This is a genomic window from Actinomadura sp. NPDC023710 (assembly GCF_040639875.1).
In the GTDB taxonomy this organism is placed as follows: Bacteria; Actinomycetota; Actinomycetes; order Streptosporangiales; family Streptosporangiaceae; genus Spirillospora; species Spirillospora citrea.
The window spans coordinates 190,935-209,587 of record NZ_JBFAGB010000011.1 but is presented as its reverse complement, the minus strand read 5'-3'; the positions used below and the strand labels follow the sequence as shown (position 1 = coordinate 209,587).

The 18,653-nt window shown below is 74.4% G+C and carries 15 protein-coding genes; 9 read left to right on the top strand and 6 right to left on the bottom strand.

The window, feature by feature from the left end:
- Positions 1 to 19: 19 nt before the first annotated feature.
- Positions 20 to 2,002, bottom strand: a complete 1,983-nt coding sequence (locus tag AB0H37_RS15490) for a phosphatase PAP2 family protein (protein ID WP_360613197.1) — start codon at positions 2,000 to 2,002, stop codon at positions 20 to 22.
- Between the two features lie 206 nt (positions 2,003 to 2,208).
- On the opposite strand from AB0H37_RS15490, the gene AB0H37_RS15485 reads away from it, so the two are divergent.
- Both AB0H37_RS15485 and AB0H37_RS15480 read left to right on the top strand, forming a co-directional pair.
- Positions 2,209 to 2,862, top strand: coding sequence for a PadR family transcriptional regulator (locus AB0H37_RS15485; RefSeq protein WP_329088082.1), 654 nt, complete (start codon positions 2,209 to 2,211; stop codon positions 2,860 to 2,862).
- 2 nt (positions 2,863 to 2,864) lie between these two features.
- A complete protein-coding gene (locus tag AB0H37_RS15480; RefSeq protein ID WP_360613195.1) occupies positions 2,865 to 3,395 on the top strand; it encodes a DUF1707 domain-containing protein in 531 nt (176 codons plus the stop codon).
- Between the two features lie 11 nt (positions 3,396 to 3,406).
- Here the strand turns inward: AB0H37_RS15480 and AB0H37_RS15475 are convergent, their stop codons facing one another.
- Positions 3,407 to 4,333 carry a LysR family transcriptional regulator gene (locus AB0H37_RS15475; RefSeq protein WP_329088078.1) on the bottom strand — a complete coding sequence of 309 codons (927 nt, stop codon included), beginning with the start codon at positions 4,331 to 4,333 and terminating at the stop codon, positions 3,407 to 3,409.
- A 73-nt stretch (positions 4,334 to 4,406) separates the two neighbouring features.
- Here AB0H37_RS15475 and AB0H37_RS15470 point away from each other — a divergent pair, with 73 nt between their 5' ends.
- Positions 4,407 to 4,577: a hypothetical protein gene (locus tag AB0H37_RS15470; protein ID WP_179836280.1), complete on the top strand. Its 171-nt coding sequence runs from the start codon at positions 4,407 to 4,409 to the stop codon at positions 4,575 to 4,577.
- On the opposite strand, the gene AB0H37_RS15465 is transcribed toward AB0H37_RS15470, so the two are convergent.
- The 4 genes from AB0H37_RS15465 to edd are packed head-to-tail and all read right to left on the bottom strand — an operon-like array spanning position 4,558 to position 8,423.
- Positions 4,558 to 4,947, bottom strand: coding sequence for a PPOX class F420-dependent oxidoreductase (locus AB0H37_RS15465; RefSeq protein ID WP_329088075.1), 390 nt, complete (start codon positions 4,945 to 4,947; stop codon positions 4,558 to 4,560). The two genes, AB0H37_RS15470 and AB0H37_RS15465, sit on opposite strands and share 20 nt — an antisense overlap.
- A 52-nt stretch (positions 4,948 to 4,999) precedes the next feature.
- Positions 5,000 to 5,626 carry a bifunctional 4-hydroxy-2-oxoglutarate aldolase/2-dehydro-3-deoxy-phosphogluconate aldolase gene (gene eda / locus AB0H37_RS15460; RefSeq protein WP_329088073.1) on the bottom strand — a complete coding sequence of 209 codons (627 nt, stop codon included), beginning with the start codon at positions 5,624 to 5,626 and terminating at the stop codon, positions 5,000 to 5,002.
- Entirely contained in the window at positions 5,623 to 6,615 is a 993-nt protein-coding gene (glk, locus tag AB0H37_RS15455; protein ID WP_329088071.1) for a glucokinase, read from the bottom strand. Before glk ends, eda begins: the two co-directional genes overlap by 4 nt.
- Positions 6,612 to 8,423 (bottom strand): phosphogluconate dehydratase, encoded by a 1,812-nt coding sequence (gene edd, locus AB0H37_RS15450; protein ID WP_329088069.1) that lies wholly within the window; start codon positions 8,421 to 8,423, stop codon positions 6,612 to 6,614. Before edd ends, glk begins: the two co-directional genes overlap by 4 nt.
- Before the next feature lie 149 nt (positions 8,424 to 8,572).
- On the opposite strand from edd, the gene AB0H37_RS15445 reads away from it, so the two are divergent.
- From AB0H37_RS15445 to AB0H37_RS15420, 6 genes are all read left to right on the top strand, one after another.
- A complete protein-coding gene (locus tag AB0H37_RS15445; RefSeq protein WP_329088067.1) occupies positions 8,573 to 9,700 on the top strand; it encodes an ROK family transcriptional regulator in 1,128 nt (375 codons plus the stop codon).
- A gap of 457 nt (positions 9,701 to 10,157) precedes the next feature.
- Entirely contained in the window at positions 10,158 to 13,013 is a 2,856-nt protein-coding gene (gene lanL, locus AB0H37_RS15440; RefSeq protein ID WP_360613192.1) for a class IV lanthionine synthetase LanL, read from the top strand.
- Positions 13,010 to 14,896, top strand: coding sequence for an alpha/beta fold hydrolase (locus tag AB0H37_RS15435; RefSeq protein WP_360613190.1), 1,887 nt, complete (start codon positions 13,010 to 13,012; stop codon positions 14,894 to 14,896). Before lanL ends, AB0H37_RS15435 begins: the two co-directional genes overlap by 4 nt.
- Before the next feature lie 5 nt (positions 14,897 to 14,901).
- Entirely contained in the window at positions 14,902 to 15,057 is a 156-nt protein-coding gene (locus tag AB0H37_RS15430; protein WP_179278939.1) for a VenA family class IV lanthipeptide, read from the top strand.
- A 148-nt stretch (positions 15,058 to 15,205) separates the two neighbouring features.
- Positions 15,206 to 16,942, top strand: a complete 1,737-nt coding sequence (locus tag AB0H37_RS15425; protein WP_360613188.1) for an ABC transporter ATP-binding protein — start codon at positions 15,206 to 15,208, stop codon at positions 16,940 to 16,942.
- Positions 16,939 to 18,648, top strand: a complete 1,710-nt coding sequence (locus tag AB0H37_RS15420) for an ABC transporter ATP-binding protein (RefSeq protein ID WP_360613186.1) — start codon at positions 16,939 to 16,941, stop codon at positions 18,646 to 18,648. Before AB0H37_RS15425 ends, AB0H37_RS15420 begins: the two co-directional genes overlap by 4 nt.
- Positions 18,649 to 18,653 lie beyond the last annotated feature (5 nt).

Below are 18,653 nucleotides of genomic sequence, written 5' to 3'. Positions count from 1 at the left end.
CCGGCCACGGAGCGTCTGATCACTCCGGCTCTTTCCGCAGTTCCTCGAAGACGTCGTGGACGGCGTCCATCAGCGCGTCGGCGTCGTCCGCCAGACCGGGATCGGCGGAGAGGCCGAAGCACAGGTCGCGGTGGACGCCGAGCCCGGCGATCGCCAGGGGCGTGCCGGGGGCGAGCGGGACGATCGGGTAGACGGCGGTGAGCGGGGCGCCGCACAGCCGCAGAAGCCTGTCGGGCCCCGGAAGGCTGGACACGGTGCCCTGCAGGAACCGTCCGCTGTAGGACATGCGCGCGAAACGGGCGTGCAGCGGGGGCGGCATCAGCCGTCCCGCCTGCCACATCACGAACCACGCCGCCTGCGCCCGCGTCCCGGACCGCAGCACCCGGCTGCGCCTGGCGATCAGCGCGAGCCGGTCGGTCTCGGCCATCTTCCCGATCGGCAGGTCCACCATCACGGCGGTGGTGTGGTTGCCCACCATCGCGCTGCCCGGCGGCCGCATCATCAGCGGGACCGCGACGCGGCACGTGCCGGGCCGGCCGTCCTCCTCGCTGACGCTCCGGTTCAGGGCGCCCGCGACCGCGCACAGCACGACGTCGGTGACGCGGGTGCCGTGGCGGCGGGCCACGTCCCGCACGGTGCCGAGCGGAAGGATCATGGTGCCGAACCGGCGCTCGCGCGTCCCGGCGGCGGGCAACGGCTCCGGCCTGCCGACGGCGGTGGCGAGCTGGCCGAGCCCGACCACGGTCGCGAGCGCCTTGCGCAGCGGCGCCCGGGGAGGCCCGGCGACCGGCTCGGGCGGCGGCTCCATCAGGTAGACGGCCTGCGCCACGATGCCGACGCCGTCGGCGACCACGTGGTGCATCAGGTAGACGACCGCCGTACGGCCGGGCTCGGCGCCCTTCAGCACGACCATCCGCCAGGGCGGGCGGTCCAGCGGCAGGGTCTCGGACTGGAGCCGGGCCACCTCGGCGCGCAGCCCGGCCATGCCGCCGACCCGCTTCTCGGCGACGTGCCACTCCCAGTCGACCCGGTCCTGGTCGCGCCAGACGGGGCGGCGCCAGCGGCCCCTGCGGACGAGCCGCTGCCGGAAGCGGGGCAGCCCGTCGAGGCGCTCCTCGATCACCCGGACGAGGTCGGCGCGTCCGACGTCCGTCTGCGAGGTGTCGAGCATGATGACGCCGCCGGCCTGCTGCGGCGCCTCGGGCGTCTCCACCGCGAGGAAGAACGCGTCCGGCCCCTGGACGCGCCGCGCGGGCGGCCGCGCGAGGCGCTCGGCGAGGTAGACCGGCACCACGACGAACGGGACGGCGGCCAGGGCGTCCAGCAGGTAGTGGTTCGCGGTCGCCAGGATGACGTAGAGCGTGACCAGGATGTGCACGGTGTTCAGGCCCTGCACCCAGCGCTTGGCCTTCACGCGCGCGAGCTCCACGCCGACCCACAGCGTCCAGGCCATGTGCAGGGACGGGACGGCGGCGAACTCGTCGGCGTGCTTCACCAGCGGCGACCCCCACGACCCCCAGGTGCGGCCGTTGGTGACGGTGTCGACGAAGCCGTGGCCGGGCGGCATCAGCCTGGGCGGCATGACGGGGTACAGCGCGAAGCACGCCAGGCCGGCGAGGTTGAGCATGACGAACGCGTTGCGGGCCGTGCGGTACCGCTCGGGGTGGCGCAGGAACAGCCAGACCAGGAGGGCGAGAGCGCTGGCGACGTAGGTGACGGCGTACTCGTAGTTGGCCAGGACCCGCAGGACCGGCTGGTCGGCCAGCCAGCCGTTGAGGGCGGGTTCCACGTCGATGTGCAGGGCCCGCTCCAGCGCGTACAGCGACTCCCCGTGCCCGCGGGCCGCCGCCGCCCTCGCCTGCTCGGGCAGCATCGCCACCAGCGAGTAGAGCGCGAACAGCGCCAGGCCGAGCACGAGCTCGTTCCTGGCGCGGAGCCTCGTGCCCGTGACGCCCGGGGTGAAGACCGCGTCCTGCGCGGCGACCGCTTCCTGTGTGCCCATCGTCCCCCTCGCCCACGGTGGTACCCACAGACGCACGTAATCAGACGGCGTTGGCCGCATTCGGAGGCGATGCCCGGTTTGTCGCCACAACCGGCCGTCCCATGGATCCGGAATCAGGGGAACCATCTGGCCGATCCGTACATCTTCGATATATCGTTGTCGTATCGCGAGAGGTCAGAGAGAGCTCTCAGAAGGTGGTGTAGAACATGGGGCACATGCACGGCCGCGGCCCGTGGGGCCGCGGCGACTTCCCGAACTTCGGCGCCCTGTTCGGCGGCGGACCGGGCCCCTTCGGCCCGCCCGGCGGGTTCGGCCACGGGCCCGGTCCGCGCCCGCCGTGGGCGAGGGGGCGCGGCGGTCCGTGGGGCCGGGGCCCCAAGGCCCGCAAGGGCAATGTCCGGGCGGCGATCCTCGTCCTGCTGGCCGAGGAGCCGCGCAACGGCTACCAGATCATCCAGGAGATCAACGAGCGCAGCGACGGGGCCTGGAAGCCGAGCCCCGGCGCGGTCTACCCGGCACTGCAGCAGCTCGCGGACGAGGGGCTGATCGCGGGCGACGAGTCCGGCGGCCGCCGCACCTTCCATCTCACCGACGAGGGCCGCGCCCACGTGGAGGAGAACGCCGAGCGGCTGGCCGAGCCTTGGGCGGAGATGACGCCCGAGTTCGGCGAGGGCGTCCCGGAGCTGTTCAAGCAAGCCGCGCAGACGGGGGCCGCGGTGATGCAGATCGTCCATTCCGGCTCGCCCGAGCAGGTCGGCCAGGCGAAGGACGTCCTGTCGGAGGCCCGCCGCAGCCTGTACCGCATCCTGGCCGACGACCTGGACGACCCCGCGCCGACGGCCGACGACACCGAGGAGTGACCATGGCACCGCGGGACGAGATCCGCATCGGCGACGCCGAGCGCGACGCCGTCATGGTCGCCCTGCACGACCACTTCGCCGAGGGCCGGCTGGACCGCCCCGAGCTCGACGAGCGGCTGGAGGCCGTGCTCGCCGCCAAGACGCGTGGTGACCTGCGCCCCCTCGTCCGGGACCTGCCGTCCCCGACCGGACTGCCCGAACCCGCGGAGGAAGCCCCGTGGCGGTCCCCGCCCGGGTCGGCGTGGGAGCCGGGGATGGCGGTCATGTTCGGCGGGCCGGGGCACCCCGCCTGGGACCGCCGCCACCGGCACATGGCCCACCGCCACCGGCACATGGCCCACCGCCACCGGCACGGGCCGATCTTCCCGGTCTTCCCCCTGCTGTTCGCGGCGTTCCTGGTGCTCGCCTTCACGGCAGGGCCCGGCACGGGGCTCCTCGTCGTCCTGCAGATCGCGCTGGCCGTCTGGGTCGTGCGCGCGGTCCTGCTGGCGTTCGGGATCCGCCGGGCCCGTCGCCACGTCCCCGGCTCCTGACCGGGGACGTCTCAGGCGGCCGCCAGGACGCAGCGGTCGGGGACGGCGTCGCGGAGGGCCTGCAGGCCGCGCGCGATCACGGGGTGGCCTCGGCCGCCGCGCCGTACGCAGGTCAGCACGCGCCGCTTCGGGACGCCGTCCCCGCCGAGCGGCACCCGCACGACCGTCTGGTCGGCCGGCCCGCCGGCCAGCCGCGGCACGAGGGACACCCCGAGGCCGTTGGCGACGAGGGCCCAGATCACCGACCAGGTGGTGGCGTTGTGCGCGATCCGCGGCGTGAACCCGGCGGCGGCGCAGTAGGCCATGACCTGCTGGTGGTGGGCGCAGACCTCGGGCTGAACGCTGATCCACGGCTCCCCCGCGGCGTCGTCCAGCCGGACGCGGTCGCGCAGCGCCAGCGGATGCCCGGCCGGGACGATGAGATCGAGCGCCTCCTCCAGCAGCGGCTCGCGGTCGAAGCGCGGGTCGCCCGGCGGCGGCGCGGCGGGCGTCGGCTCGATCACCGCGATGTCGGTCTCGCCCGCCGCGAGCAGCCCGACGGCCTCGTCGGTGTCGCACTCCCGGACCTCGATCGCGAGGTCCGGATCCTGCCGCAGCAGGGCGCCGGCGGCGGGCGCGACGAGCCCCGAGACCGCCGTGGTGAACCCGCACATGCGCAGCGGCCCCGCCGCCCCGGCGCGGTGCGACTCCAGGTCGGCCAGGGCCTCCTCCCATCGGGCGAGGAGGCCGTCCGCGTGCCCGATCAGCAGGTGCGCCGCCGGGGTCAGCCGCACCTTGCGGCCCTGCGGCTCCAGCAGCGGCACCTTCAGCTCCCGCGCCAGCTCGCGCAGATGGTGGGAGACCGCCGACGGCGTCAGGTGCATCGCCTCCGCCGCGGACGTGACGGTCCCGTACTGGTGGACGAGCCTCAGCATGTGGAGCCGGCGCAGGTCGATCATGCATACATTTTGCACGATCCCCTGCGGAAATCTGAAATGGACGAGAACGTTCCGCCGGTCGCAGACTGCTGTCATGAGCGAACCGACCACTCTCGTGTCCCGGCACCTCACCAGCGACGGCGTCGTCACCTGGACGCGCTGCGCCTGCGGGCGGCTGCGGATGGACCTCGTCCCCGCCGGCGGAGGGCGGGGCCTCGCCGCCGGCCCGTGCCCGCACCGCGCGGTCAGTCCCCGCGGAGCGTGAGCTCGTAGTGCAGCGTCCGGTAGCCCTTCAGCTTGTGGGCCAGCGGCACCGCGAACCCCTGCAGGAACGGGTGCTTGCGGGCGAGCAGCCTGCGGATCGGCCGCGCCTCCTCCTCGGTGAGGAGGCGGGCGCGGCCGTGCGCCCCGGGCCCCCGTACCTCGCCCCGGAAGGTGCTCGGCGCGATCTCCACCTCCGGGTTGCGCTCCAGCCGCCTGGCCTTGAACGCCTTGTCGTAGGTGCGGAAGTAGGCGCGGTCGCCGCGGACGACGACGTTCACCGGCGTCCCGACCGGCGTCCCGTCCCTGCGGTAGCTCGTCAGCAGGACGGTGCGCTGCTTCCTCAGCTTCTCAAGCGTCGATGTGGTGTCCATGCCCGGGAGACGTGACGCCCGCGCCCGGATGTGACATGACCGCGCCCCGGCGTCACGTGGTGCGCAGTGCCGCCGCCTCGGAGGCGAGCTTTGCGACGCGGTCCCAGTCGCCGTCGCGAAGGGCGTCCGCGGGGGTGAGCCAGGAGCCGCCGACGCAGCCGACGTTGCCGAGCGCGAGGTACTCGGCGGCGTTGCGCAGGCCGACCCCGCCCGTCGGGCAGAACCGGATCTGCGGCAGCGGCCCGCCCAGCGCCTTGAGGTAGGCGGCGCCGCCCGCCGCCTCGGCCGGGAAGAACTTCATCGCCGTGATCCCGCTCTCCAGCAGGGCGATGGCCTCCGAAGCGGTCGCGACGCCCGGCAGGAACGGCAGCCCGGTCGCGACCATCGCCGCCTGGAGGCGGGCCGTGCAACCGGGGCTGACCAGGAACTTCGCCCCGGCGGCGGCCGAGCGTTCGGCGTCCTCGGGGCGCACGACGGTCCCCGCGCCCACCACGGCGTCCGGGACCTCGGCGGCGATCCGGGCGATCGCCGCCGGCGCGGACGGGGTGCGCAGCGTCACCTCGATCACCGGGAGGCCGCCCTCCACCAGGGCGCGGGCCAGCGGGACGGCGGCCTCGACGTCGTCCAGCACCACCACGGGGATGACGGGCGCGAGGTCGAACAGGTCTTCGGCGATCATGCGGGCTCCAGGTCGGGCAGGCTCTGCGCGAGCCGGGCGGCGGCGCCGACGAGGGCCGGGCCGGGATGGACGATGAGGGCGGTCGGGATGGCGCGCATGTAGTCCTCGACGGGAGGCTTCCCTTCGAAACGGGCACGGAACGCGCTGCCCTGCAGCACGTCCGCGATCCGCGGCAGGATCCCGCCGCCGAGATAGACGCCGCCCCGCGCGCCGAGGGTGAGGGCGACGTTGCCCGCGAGCGACCCGAGCAGCGCGCAGAACATCTCCACGGCCTCGCGGCACAGCGGGTCGTCGCGGTCCTCGCTGATCTGCCGCGGGGTCAGGTTCAGCGCGGGCCGGCCGTCGATCGCGGCGAGGTACCGGCGGATGCGGGCCAGGCCCGCCCCCGAAAGAAGGTACTCCGCGGTGGCCGCGCCCTTCTCCGCGCGCAGGAGCCGCGCCACCACGAGCTCGCGGTCGGTGGCGGCCGGGACGTCGACCTGGCCGCCCTCGCCGGGCAGCGGCACGTAGCCCGACGGCGTCCGGACGAGCCCGGCGACGCCGAGGCCCGTGCCGGGCCCGACCACCGCGAGGGGCGCGCCGGGGTCCGGGCGCCCTCGCCCGATGGAGACGAGGTCGTCGTCACCGAGGCGGGGCAGGGCCAGGGCGAGCGCCTCGAAGTCGTTGATGACGTCCAGATGCGCCAGGCCGAGATGGGCGCGCACGACCTCCGGGTCGCCCTTGGGCCAGCCCGCGTTGGTCAAATGGAACGTGCCATTCGTGACGGGGCCCGCCACGGCCAGGCACGCCGCCACCGGGCGCACGCCGACCGTGTCGAGATAGGCGGCCGCGGCCTCCGCGAGGCCCGGATGGTCGCGGGTCGGCAGCGCCCTGACCTCGGAGAGGACACCGTCCGGGCCCTCGACCAGCGCGAACCGGGCGTTGGTCCCGCCCACGTCCGCGACCAGCCACGTTCCGCTCGGTGCCTGCTGTGGGGGCGCTCCGCTCACGAAAAGACCCCCGCGCCCCGTTCCGCCGGGCCCACGGCATGCCGGAACGCCTGGAACAGCTCCCGCCCCGTGCCGTAGGTCTGGTCGGGCGGCCCCGCGGCGGGCTCGCGGGCGGCGAACTCCTCGGCGGCGACGAGGACCTCCAGCACCCCGGCGTCCGCGTCGAGCCGGACGACGTCGCCGTCGCGGACGCGGGCGAGCGGCCCGCCCGCCGCGGCCTCCGGCGACACGTGGATCGCGGCCGGCACCGCACCGGAGGCGCCCGACATGCGGCCGTCGGTCACCAGCGCGACGCGGTGCCCCCGGTCCTGGAGCACCGACAGCGGCGGGGTGAGCCGGTGAAGCTCCGGCATGCCGTTCGCGCGCGGCCCCTGGTTGCGGACGACCGCCACCACGTCCCGATCCAGCTCCCCGGCGGCGAACGCCTCCTGGAGCGCCTCCTGCGAGTCGAACACGCGGGCGGGGGCCTCGATGATCCGGTGCTCCGGCCTGACCGCCGACACCTTGACGACCGCCCGTCCGAGGTTGCCGCGCACGGTGTGCAGACCGCCGTGCGTGTCGAACGGCTCGGCGGCCGGGCGCAGGACCTCGGTGTCGCCGGACTGCCCGGGCGCCACCCGCCACTCGACCTTGCCGCCGACGACCTCCGGGACCTTCCGGTAGGCCGCGAGGGTGTCGCCGCCGACCGTCCGCGCGTCCTCGTGCAGGAGCCCCGCGTCGATCAGCTCGCCGATGAGGAACGCGGTGCCGCCCGCCGCGTGGAAGTGGTTCACATCGGCGGTCCCGTTCGGGTAGAGGCGGGTGAGCAGCGGGGTGACCTTGGACAGTTCGTCGAAGTCGTCCCAGGTCAGCTCGATGCCCGCCGCGGCGGCCATGGCCACCAGGTGCAGCGTGTGGTTGGTCGAGCCGCCCGTCGCGAGCAGCGCGACGACGCCGTTGACGAACGCGCGCTCGTCGAGCAGCTCCCCGATCGGGGTGTAGCCGTCGCCCAGGTCCGTGATCTTGAGGATGCGCCTGCCCGCCGCCTCGGTGAGGCCGTCGCGCAGTTTGGTGCCCGGCGGGACGAAGCTCGCACCCGGCAGGTGCAGCCCCATGACCTCCATGAGCAGCTGGTTGGAGTTGGCCGTCCCGTAGAAGGTGCAGGTGCCGGGCGAGTGGTAGGACGCGGCCTCGGCGGCGAGCAGCTGCTCGCGCCCGATCTCGCCCGCCGCGAACCGCTTGCGGACCTTGGCCTTCTCGCCGTTCGGCAGCCCCGACGCCATCGGCCCGGCGGGGACCAGGATCGCGGGCAGGTGCCCGAACGACAGCGCCCCGATCACCAGCCCCGGCACGATCTTGTCGCACACGCCGAGCATCAGCGCGCCGTCGAACATGTCGTGCGACAGCGCCACGGCCGTCGCCATCGCCACCACGTCCCGGCTGAACAGGGACAGCTCCATGCCGGCCCGGCCCTGGGTGATGCCGTCGCACATGGCGGGGACGCCCCCGGCGAACTGCGCCGTGCCGCCTCCCGCGCGGATCGCGGACTTCAGGATCTCGGGGTAGTCCTGGAGCGGCTGGTGCGCGGACAGCATGTCGTTGTACGCCGACACGATCGCGATGTTCGGCGTGACGTCGCCGCGCAGCCACAGCTTGTCCTGGACGCCGCAGGCCGCGAAGCCGTGCGCGAGGTTCGCGCACCCCATCCCGCCGCGGACCGGGCCCTGTGACCGGGCCTCACGGATCCTGTCCAGGTACGCGCCGCGGGATCCGGCGCTCCGCTCGACGACGCGCCGGGTCACTGCCGCCAGCACGGGATGCACAGCCATCAGATGCTCCAAGACCAGGGGGTTCGCAGGATCACCAAACTAGCGAGACATCGGTCATCTGTTCAACCGTACTTATGAACTTTGGATGACAAAAGTAAGGATGTTCTTCGAACTGGACGCACCAAAGCCCCGAGTGCTTGACTGGCCGGATGCCCCGCCCCGTCACCCGTCCGGCCACCGGCGGCGACATGCTGCGCCTCATCCGCGAGGGCGGCGTGGCCACCCGTGCCGAGCTGGGCCGCATCACCGGGCTGTCCCGGCCCGCCGTCGCCTCCCGCATCGCGGCCCTGATCTCGCGCGGCCTGGTGGTCGAGCGCGCCGACGGGCCCTCCACGGGCGGGCGTCCCCCGGCCCGGCTGGAGTTCAACGCGGCGGGCGGCGCCGTCCTGCTCGCCAACCTCGGCCAGTCCCGCGGCCAGCTCGCCGTCTGCGACCTCGCCGGCACGACCCTGGCCCGCGCCGACGGGCCCCCCGCGGAAGTCAGCCCGGACACGACGCTCCCGCGCCTGTTCGAGCAGTGGGAGTCCCTCCTCGCCGCGTCCGGCACCGACCCGTCGAGCGTCCGCGGCGTCGGCCTCGGCGTCCCCGACGCCGTCGAGCACGTGGCCGGGAGCTGGGACGCCATGGAGATCGGCGCCCCCATCTCCGAGCGCTTCGGCGTCCCGGCCTACCTCGACAACGAGGTCAACGCCGCCGCCCTCGGCGAGCACCAGGCCCACCCCGGCGTCGGAGACCTCCTGTTCGTCAAGGTCTCGACCGGGATCGGCGCCGGCATCATCGCGGGCGGCCGCATCCAGCGCGGCGCCCTCGGCGCGGCCGGGGAGATCGGCCACATCCCCGTGCCCGTCCCCGGCGAGGCCCCGTGCCGCTGCGGCAACGTGAACTGCGTCGAGGCCGTGGCCGGCGGCACCGCCCTGCTGGCCCGCTCCCCCGCCGAAGACCTGCCCGCCCTGGCGGCGCTCGCCCGCTCCGGCGACCCCGCGACCGTCGCCCTGCTCCGCGACGCCGGCCGCCGCATCGGCGAGGTCGTCGCCACCGCCGTCAACCTCCTCAACCCCGCGGTCGTCGTCCTGGGCGGCGACCTGGCGGGCGCGAACGAGCCCCTGATCGCGGGCGTGCGCGAGATCGTCTACCAGCGCGCCACGGCGCTGGCGACCCGCGACCTGCGCATCGAACCGAGCCGGCTGGGCGAGAGCGCGGGCCTGACCGGCTGCGCCGCCATGGTCCTGGACCGCATCCTGTCCCCCGACGCCGTCGACGCCGCGGCCCGCGCCTGAGAAGCGAAGGCCGCGCGGGAAGCACGCCCGCGCTTTCGTGCGCGACGCGGCTTTAGCACACCCGGGCGGCGGGTCGCCACCGGGCGACGTGGCAGCCATCGGTCATGACGCGCACGAAACCGCGCCGCAACTCAATGGGAAAAGCGATCATCGAAACCGGTGACGACAAACTCGACATTTCCCCCTATTGCGGAGCGTCCACCGGCGATCATTGTCACTCTCTGCATACACGCCGATAGTCCCACCCCCCGCCGGGTGAGACTTTTATACCGCCCGCGCAGAGGTCGGACGAATAAGACTGACTGGCGTTTCCGGAGGATTCGTGGTTACCGTGTCCTTGCTCAACGAAAGCAACATCCGATCGTTCTTTGACTTTTAACCCCAAAAGACAAGAACGATCAATAACGTGGACCGGGCGACCCGGGTGGTCGAGCGGAAAGGAAGAGGGCGAGCAGGGATGGCGGACTTCCATTTCAGTGTCCTGTCCGGGGCGGTCGCCGCGGAGAGCGGTGACACCCGCCTGCTCGACGTTCTCGACCGGGCGCTCGCCGCGGCGGACGGCCCGCTTTCCTGGAAGGCGCTGCGCAGCGGGATGTGGACCCACGTCCGCCCGGAGAACGGCGAGTGTCCCCAGCAGGGCTGGAAGCTGCACGTCTCCGCGACGCCGGCTTCGGCCCAGGACGTGCTGGCCCGCTCGCTGCCCGTGCTGCTGGCGGGCCGTTCCATGTTCAAGTTCGCCGCCACCCGCGACCACGTCGCGGCCATGAACGCGCGCAACACCTCGCGCGGTCATTCCGGGAAGTTCATCACCGTCTACCCGGTCGACGACGACGAGGCCGTCCGCCTCGCGGCGGAACTGCATGTGGCGACCGCCGGCCTCCCCGGGCCGCGCATTCTGTCCGACCGCCCCTACGGGCCGGGCAGTCTCGTGCATTACCGCTATGGCGCCTTCGTCGAGGTGCGCCGGATCACCAACGACGGATTTTACGCGTGGGTAATTCTCGACCCTGATGGCAAACCCGTAGAAGACCGCCGGGGCGCCACGTACACGCCGCCCTCCTGGGCCGCCTGCCCATTCCCGCAGGACGTCCCGCCGACGGAAGGTCAGAACGGCGCGGACGCGGCCGGCGGGGCCGGAGGCGCCCGAAAGGGCACCGGCCAGAATGGCACCGAGAACCGAAAAGGAATCCAGATCGGATCGCGGTTCACCGTACACGAGGCGATCCGCCACACCAACAAGGGCGGCGTGTACCGGGCGACGGACACCGAGACCGGCGAGGCGATCGTCATCAAGGAGGGCCGCCCGCACGTGGACGTCGACGCGAAGGGGCGGGACACCCGCGACCGGCTGCGGACGGAGGCCCGCGTGCTGGAGGCGGTCGAGGCCCTGGCCATCGCCCCGCGCCCGGTGGCGCTCTTCGCCCAGGCCGGCCACCTCTTCCTGGCGCAGGAGATGATCCCCGGCACCTCGCTGCGGCAGTGGATCGCGGATGTGATCGGCGACGCGGGATGGGGCCCGCACGTCCCCGCCGTCCTGGAGATGGGCGGGCGCCTGGCCGCTCTGCTGGCGAAGGCGCACGACGCCGGCCTCATCGTGCGCGACTTCAACCCGAGCAACATCATGGTGCGCCCGGACGGCACCCCGGTGATGATCGACCTGGAGCTGGCCCTCACCGCCGACGACACCGAGCCGGAGGGGATGCGGGTCGGCACCCCCGGCTACAGCGCGCCGGAGCAGATGGCCGGCGCCGTGCCGGACCGGACGGCGGACTGTTTCGCCCTCGGCGCGACCCTCTGCCACGTCCTCACCGGCGGGCCCCCGTACTTCCTGGACGAGAGTCCCGCGACCAGGCCCCTGAGCGAGCGCCTGGCGGAATGGCTGGCCGCCCGCACCCTGGACCTCGACCTGCCCGGCTCGCTGGCCCCGCTGCTGCTCGCCCTGATGGCCGACGAGCCCGACCGGCGCTGGACGCCGCACCGGGCGCGGGAGGCGCTGGGGCGAATGGGGCCCGACCGCGCGGCCGGGAGCCGCGGGGCGCGGGACTTTCCGGCGGAACGCGGCGAGACCGCACCGCAGGCCGGTCCCACCCCCTCACTGCGGCAGCAGTGCCGGCTGTCCATCACCGGGATCGTCGACCAGCTGATCGCCACCATGAACCCGGAGTCGGCCGAAACGCTCTGGCCCGCCTCGTGCGTCCACGGCGCTCCCGACCCCTGCAGCCTCCAGCACGGCGCCGCGGGGACCCTGGGCGCCCTGACCCGATCATTCGAGGTCGGCGCCGACCCGCGCCTCGCCGAGGCGATCACCGACGCGGGCCACTGGATCCTGCGGCGGCTGGAGAAGGACGGCGACCGTCCTCCCGGGCTGTACTTCGGCACGGCCGGCGCCGCCTGGGCGGTGCTGGACGCCGGCCTGGCCCTGGGCGACGCCGGCCTGGTCGAGGGCGCGCTCGCCGTCGCCGACCGCCTTCCGGAGTCGGTCCCCAGCCCGGACGTGACGCACGGGACGGCGGGCCTCGGGCTCGCGGCCCTGCACCTGTGGTCCCGCACCGGGGAGGCGCGGTTCGCCGAGCGCGCCCTGGCGGCCGCCGACGCCCTCGCCGAGACCGTCGAGGAACGGGACGGCGGGCTCGACTGGAGCACGCCCGCCGAGATCGAGTCCAAGCTCGCCGGCGCGCGCTACTACGGGTTCGCGCACGGCGTCTCGGGCGTCGGCTGCTTCCTGCTCGCCTGCGCCGGGTCGGTCGGCGGCGACGCCCACCGGGCGCTCGCCGCCGGCGTCGGGGAGACGCTGCTCGACACCATGATCGACAATGGGCGGTCGGCGATGTGGGCGGCGAGCTCGGGGGACATCGCCACCGCGCCGTACTGGTGCCACGGCTCGGCCGGCATCGGCGGCTTCCTCGGCCGCCTCGGCCAGGCCACCGGCGACGGGCGCTTCCAGCGGGCCGCCGAGATGTCCGCCCGCGCCGTCATGGACAACCGCTGGCGCGCGATCCTGGGGCAGTGCCACGGCCTGGCCGGCAACGGCGACTTCCTGCTCGACATGGCCGCGCTCACCGGCACCGAGCGGCACCGTGACGACGCGTGGCGGCTGGCCCAGATCATCGTGGCCAACCGGGCGCACCGCGGCGGGCGGGTGGTGTTCCCCGACGAGCAGGGCGGCGTCTCGACCTCCTGGGGGGACGGCCTGGGCGGCGTCCTCGGTTTCCTGGTGCGTCTCCAGCACGGTACGTCGCGGCTGTGGACGGCCGACGAGGCCGCCGAGCCCGCCGCGGCCGCCGAACCGTCGATCGCCGGGCGGGCGTCATGATCGAGACCCTTCCGGATCTTCCGCCGATACCGAGCCGGTTCGGCTTCGCCTTCTCGGCCGACGGCCGCTGGGCCACCTGCCTGCGGTCCGCGCAGGACAGCGTCGTCCTGGAGCGCTGGGACCTGACCTGGCCGCGCCCCTGCCTGCGGACGCTCGATGACGCCCGCCTCCCGGGCGGGGACGAGACGGATGACCGGATCGTCGACCGCCGCAGCGGAGCGCTGCCGCTGAACGACGGCCGCGTCCTGGTCGTGCGGCCCGCGGTCGACGACCGCGGGGAGCCCGCGGGCCACGGAACCCTCGTCGCCGCCGAGGCGACCCCCGCCGGGCTGAGGATCACCCGGTCATGGGCGGTGCCGCGGATGCTCGCCGGGTTCCTGCTGGCCGCTCCGGGACAGGCGCAGACCGCGGTGCTCGTGGTCGTCGAGGACGAACGGCACTCGCGTATCTGGCGGATCTCGCCCTCCTCCCCCGTCCTGGAGCCGTTGCTGCGAATCCCCGGCGTGCTGTCGGGAGGCGTCTGGGCCGACGAGGGCCGCACCCTCGCCCTCGACCACGACGGCGCCGGGCACCGGACCGAGGGCATCCTCGTCGATCTGCGCGAGCGGGCCTGGCGGCCGTTCTGGTCGGTCTCCGACACCTCCAGCGACCGGATCGCGGCCTACAGCCCGCGCTCGGGCGTCCTCGCGGTGACCACCACCACGCCGGGCGCCCAGCAGCGGGGCGCGCCGCAGATCGGGCTGCGCCTCCCCGGCGGCGGGCCCGTCCGGTTCCCCGAGATCCTCAACCGCTCGGCCGCCTACCGGACCCCGCTGACCTTCGACGCCGCGGGCGAGCACCTGCTCGTCCGGGAGATCGCCGGCGCCACCGCACGCCTGGCCGTGTACGCCACCGAGAGTGACCGGATCACCCCGGTCCCCGGCCCGGCGGGCATGCTCTGGGCGCCCGCCCACTGGGCCGGCGACGGTCGGATCCACGTCCGGTTCTCGGCTCCGCACCAGCCGCCGACGCTCGCCACGGCACGGCACCCCGCGCGCACAGGCTGGGACATGGCCGCGCATCCCTCCGACGGCGCGGCGGCGTGGCGGCACGCCGAGCTCGTCGAGCTCTCCGGTCCGGCGGGCCCCATCGAGGCGATCGTCTACGGCGGCCCCGGCTGGCGCGGCCGGCCCCGGCTGGTGCTGGCCCTGCACGGCGGCCCGCTGTCGGCGTGGCACTACGAGTTCGAGCCGCTCTTCCAGTACCTGGCCGCCGCGGGCGTCTCCGTCGTGGCCCCCAACTACCGGGGCAGCACCGGCTATGGCGACGAGCACCTGCGGCCCGTCCTCGGCGACTGGGGCGGCCCCGACCTGGACGACGTCCTCCACCTCGGGCAGGCGATCGCACACGGCCGCGACACCGCGCTGCCGCGCCCCGTCGTGCTCGGCGCCAGCTACGGCGGGTTCCTCGCGCTGCTCGCGGCCTGCCGCGTCCCGGCCCTGTGGTCGGGGTGCGTCGCGCTCGCGCCCTTCACCTCGGCGTCGGGTCTCCACCGCACCGCCGCGGCAATCGTGCGGGACCGCGTGTCGCGGCTCGGCCTCTCCGCCGTCCGCGACGAGCAGGACGCCCGGCGCGACGTCCTGCGGGCGTGCGAGGCGCTGACGGCGCCGCTGCTGGTGGCGCACGGCGTCCGGGACGAGGTCATCCCGGTGGAGCAGTCCAGGGCGCTGCGCCGGCGCCTCCTCGAACTCGGCAGGACCGAAGGAGTCGACTTCGACTACCTGGAGACCGCCGACGACCACAACGGGGTCGTCCAGGCATGGTCCCCGGTCCTCCGCCAAGCGGTGGTCCGCTTCTGCCTCACGGCGGAGCGGACCTTGGCCCTCGACAACGAAAGGAGGTGAATCACATGAACACTTTCGACGGTGACCTCGTGGCCGCTCTGCAGGAGCTGCCCGAGACCGACCCCGTGGAGATCGACGGCATCCAGCTCGGCGGTACCTGCAACTGTGTCGGTCTGCTCACGCTGCTGAACACCGTGTGCATCGGCATCTCCTGCGCCTGATGCCGCGCAGCCCATGCGGTACCCGGGACCCCTGAATAGAACCCCGGCCCGCAGAACCCCGGTCACGGACCGGCCACGAGCCGGTCCGTGACCGGACCCACTTGCGAGTGTAGAAGACTTCCCCCGACCGTGAACGGAGTCGTGGCGCGTGGCGCTCACCGGCACATCGGGCGACTCCGCGGCGCTGCGCGCCGGCGGCAGGCGGCTGCTGCGCGGCGCCATGGCCCGGTTCCGGCCGGCCATGGCGGTGCTCGTCCTGCTCACGGCCGTCCGCGTCGCCGCGACGCTGGCGACGCCGATCATGCTGGCCCGGGCGGTCGACGCGGCCCGTGCCCAGCAGGACGCCGGCGCCTCCGCCGCGTGGCTCGCGCTCGTCCTGGCCGCGGCGGCCGTCGCCACCACGGGCGAGGACGTGCTCGGCTCCTACTGCGGCAGCGACATCACCGCCTGGCTCCGGCACCGCCTGCTCGGGCACGTGCTGGCCCTCGGGCCCGAGGGGCGCCGCCGCTTCCCCGCGGGGGACGTGCTGTCCCGGCTCACCGAGTCCGCGTCGGGCCCGGCGGCGTTCCCCGTCCTGCTGCTGTCGGCCGCCGCCACGCTGGCCACCACCGTGGGCGCGCTGGCCGGACTGGCCCTGATCGACTGGTGGCTCGCCGCCGCGTTCGCGGCCGGGCTGCCGCCGCTGCTCGTCGCGCTGCGCGTGTTCGTCGTCCGGGCCACCGAGCCGTTCGCCCGGTACCAGGCGTGCCAGGCGGCGATCGCGACACGGCTGCTCGACGCCCGGCAGGGGATCCGGACGATCCGCGCGAGCGGCACCGCCGCCGCCGAGGTGCGGCGCATCCTCGGGCCGCTTCCCGGCCTCGGCCGGGCCGGCCGGAAGACATGGGCCGTGCAGGGCAAGGTCAGCCGGCGGCTCGCGCTGCTGGCCCCCCTCACCCAGGTCCTGGTCGTCGGCGTCGCGGGCGCCCGCCTGGCCGCCGGAGAGATCACCACCGGCCAGCTCGTGGGCGCCCTGTCCTACGCCGCCATGGCCGTCGCGTCGGCATCGGTGTTCGACACCGTCGTCGCGCTGCTCAACTGCCAGGTCGGCGCCGGGCGGATCAACGAGATCCTGACGGCCGTCCCGGCGGTGAGGCCCCCCGCGCGTCCGGTGCGGCTGCCGGACGGGCCCGGCGAGCTGCGGCTGCGCGGCATCACCGTCCGGCTCGGCGGCCGCGCCGTCCTCGACGGCCTCGACCTCGACGTTCCGCCCGGGACGACCGTCGCGGTCGTCGGCACCTCCGGGACGGGCAAGAGCGTGCTCATGTCGACCATCGGGCGGCTCCTCGACCCGGACGAGGGAGTGGTCGAACTCGACGGCGTCCCCGTCACCGCCGTCCCTCTCGCGGAGCTGCGGCGCGCCGTCGCCTACGCCTTCGAACGTCCCGCGCTGCTCGGCGCGACCGTGCGCGAGACGATCGCCTACGCCCGCCCCGGCGCGACGCGCGCCGAGGTGCACCGCGCCGCCCGCGACGCCGTCGCCGACGCCTTCATCCGGGCCCTGCCCGGCGGTTACGACACCCCTCTCGACCGCGCCCCGCTGTCCGGTGGCGAGTTGCAGCGGCTCGGACTGGCCCGCGCCGCGCTCGCCGACGCCCGGATCGTCCTCCTCGACGACGCCACCAGCAGCCTCGACACCGCCACGGAGATGAAGGTGACCCAGGCGCTCCGGCAGATCCTGGCCGGGCGGACCAGCCTGGTGGTGGCGCGCCGTCCGGCGACGGCCGCCCGCGCCGACCTCGTCGCCTGGCTGGACGCCGGACGCGTGCGGGCGCTCGCCCCCCACGCGGAGTTGTGGGCCGACCCGGCCTACCGCGCCGTCTTCTCCACCCGGGCGGCCTCATGACGGCCCCGCCCGCCGCGCGCCTGCTGCACCGCCACCTGCGCGGACAGTGGCCCGCGATGCGCCGCCTCTTCGCCTGGTCGGTCGTGGAGTCCCTGCCGATGTTCGCGTCCGGGCTGCTCCTGGCCCGCGCCGTCGACCACGGGTTCCTCGCCGGCCGCACCCTGACCGGCCTCGGCTGGCTGGCCGTCCTCGCGGCCCTGTACGCCATCGGCGCGGTCGCGACCGGACGGGTCTACCCATGGCTCGCCGCGACCGTCGAACCGCTGCGCGACTCGCTGGTCACCGAGGTCGTCGCCGCCGCCCTCCGCCGGATGGCCGACCGGACCCCGGACGCCGCCGGCGCGGGCGTCTCCCAGGTCACCGAGCAGGCCGAGGCCGTCCGGGCCCTGGTGGGCACCTCGCTGCGCAACGTCCGCCAACTGGTCTCCGCCGGCGCCGCCGCGCTCGTGGGCCTGGCCCTGCTGTCCCCGCCGCTGGCCCTCGTCATCGCCCTGTCGGTGGCCCTGGCCCTGGGGGTGTACGCGGCCTTCGTGCGCCTGCAGATCCGCCGCTACCGTGCCGTCATCCGCCAGGCCGAGCGCATCGGGGAGGCCGCCGCCACCGTCGTGCACGGCGTCCGGGACGTCGCCGCCTGCGCCGCCGAGGACCGCGCCGCCGCCACGGTGGGCGAGGTCGTGGACACCCAGGCGGAGGCCCTGCGCGCCTACGCACGCACCCGCTGGGTCCGCCTCCCCGTCCTGGCCCTCGGGGTGCACCTCCCGCTGCTCGCCCTGCTCCTCCTGGCGCCCTACCTGACCGCGCACCACGGCCTCACCGCCGGCCAGGTCGCGGGCGGCGCCGGCTACCTGGTGACCGGACTCCAGCCGGGCATCACCGTCCTCGTCGACGCGGGCGGCACCCTCCTGCTCAGCCTCGCGGTGGTCCTGGGCCGCCTCGCCGAGGTCTGCACCACCCCCGAGGCACCCCCGCCCGGCACGGCGACGGCCGAATCGTCCGGCATCGAGGCCGACCACATCACCTTCGCCTACTCCCCGCACGCCGCCCCCGTCATCGAGGACCTGTCGCTCCACGTCCCCGAGGGAACGCACCTGGCCGTCGTCGGCCCCAGCGGCACCGGCAAGTCCACCCTCGCGAACCTGCTCACCGGCCTCCTGGAACCTCAGAAGGGCAAGATCACGCTGGGCAAGGCCCCCCTCCCCCACCTGGACCCGGCACACCTGCGCTCAACGATCACGCTGATCCCGCAGGAGAGCTACGTCTTCGCCGGCACCCTCCGCGACAACCTCGCCTACCTGAACCCCGAGGCCACCGAACCCGACCTGGACGAAGCCGCGGCCGCCGTCGGACTCCTGGAACTCGTCCAACGCCTGGGCGGCTACGAGACGGACATCCCCCCCGGCGGCGGCGACCTCTCCCAGGGCGAACGCCAGCTCATCACCCTGGCCCGCGCCTACCTGTCCCCGGCCGCGGTCATCGTCCTGGACGAGGCCACCAGCCACCTGGACCCCGCCACCGAGGCCCACGCCGAACAAGCCCTGGCGACCCGCGGCGGCACCCTGATCGTCATAGCCCACCGCATCACCTCGGCCGAACGAGCCCACCAGGTCCTCCTACTGGACGGCCCCGTCCCCCTCCTCGGCACCCACGAGACCCTCCAGACCCGCAGCCGAACCTACGCAGACCTAGTAGGCCACTGGCACACCTGACAACA

Bases quoted from the DNA above. Each gene is read 5' to 3' on its own strand.
- AB0H37_RS15490 (WP_360613197.1), bottom strand. From the start codon at position 2,002: ATGGGCACACAGGAAGCGGTCGCCGCGCAGGACGCGGTCTTCACCCCG.
- AB0H37_RS15485 (WP_329088082.1), top strand. From the start codon at position 2,209: ATGGGGCACATGCACGGCCGCGGCCCGTGGGGCCGCGGCGACTTCCCG.
- AB0H37_RS15480 (WP_360613195.1), top strand. From the start codon at position 2,865: ATGGCACCGCGGGACGAGATCCGCATCGGCGACGCCGAGCGCGACGCC.
- AB0H37_RS15475 (WP_329088078.1), bottom strand. From the start codon at position 4,333: ATGATCGACCTGCGCCGGCTCCACATGCTGAGGCTCGTCCACCAGTAC.
- AB0H37_RS15470 (WP_179836280.1), top strand. From the start codon at position 4,407: ATGAGCGAACCGACCACTCTCGTGTCCCGGCACCTCACCAGCGACGGC.
- AB0H37_RS15465 (WP_329088075.1), bottom strand. From the start codon at position 4,947: ATGGACACCACATCGACGCTTGAGAAGCTGAGGAAGCAGCGCACCGTC.
- eda (WP_329088073.1), bottom strand. From the start codon at position 5,626: ATGATCGCCGAAGACCTGTTCGACCTCGCGCCCGTCATCCCCGTGGTG.
- edd (WP_329088069.1), bottom strand. From the start codon at position 8,423: ATGGCTGTGCATCCCGTGCTGGCGGCAGTGACCCGGCGCGTCGTCGAG.
- AB0H37_RS15445 (WP_329088067.1), top strand. From the start codon at position 8,573: ATGCCCCGCCCCGTCACCCGTCCGGCCACCGGCGGCGACATGCTGCGC.
- lanL (WP_360613192.1), top strand. From the start codon at position 10,158: ATGGCGGACTTCCATTTCAGTGTCCTGTCCGGGGCGGTCGCCGCGGAG.
- AB0H37_RS15435 (WP_360613190.1), top strand. From the start codon at position 13,010: ATGATCGAGACCCTTCCGGATCTTCCGCCGATACCGAGCCGGTTCGGC.
- AB0H37_RS15430 (WP_179278939.1), top strand. From the start codon at position 14,902: ATGAACACTTTCGACGGTGACCTCGTGGCCGCTCTGCAGGAGCTGCCC.
- AB0H37_RS15420 (WP_360613186.1), top strand. From the start codon at position 16,939: ATGACGGCCCCGCCCGCCGCGCGCCTGCTGCACCGCCACCTGCGCGGA.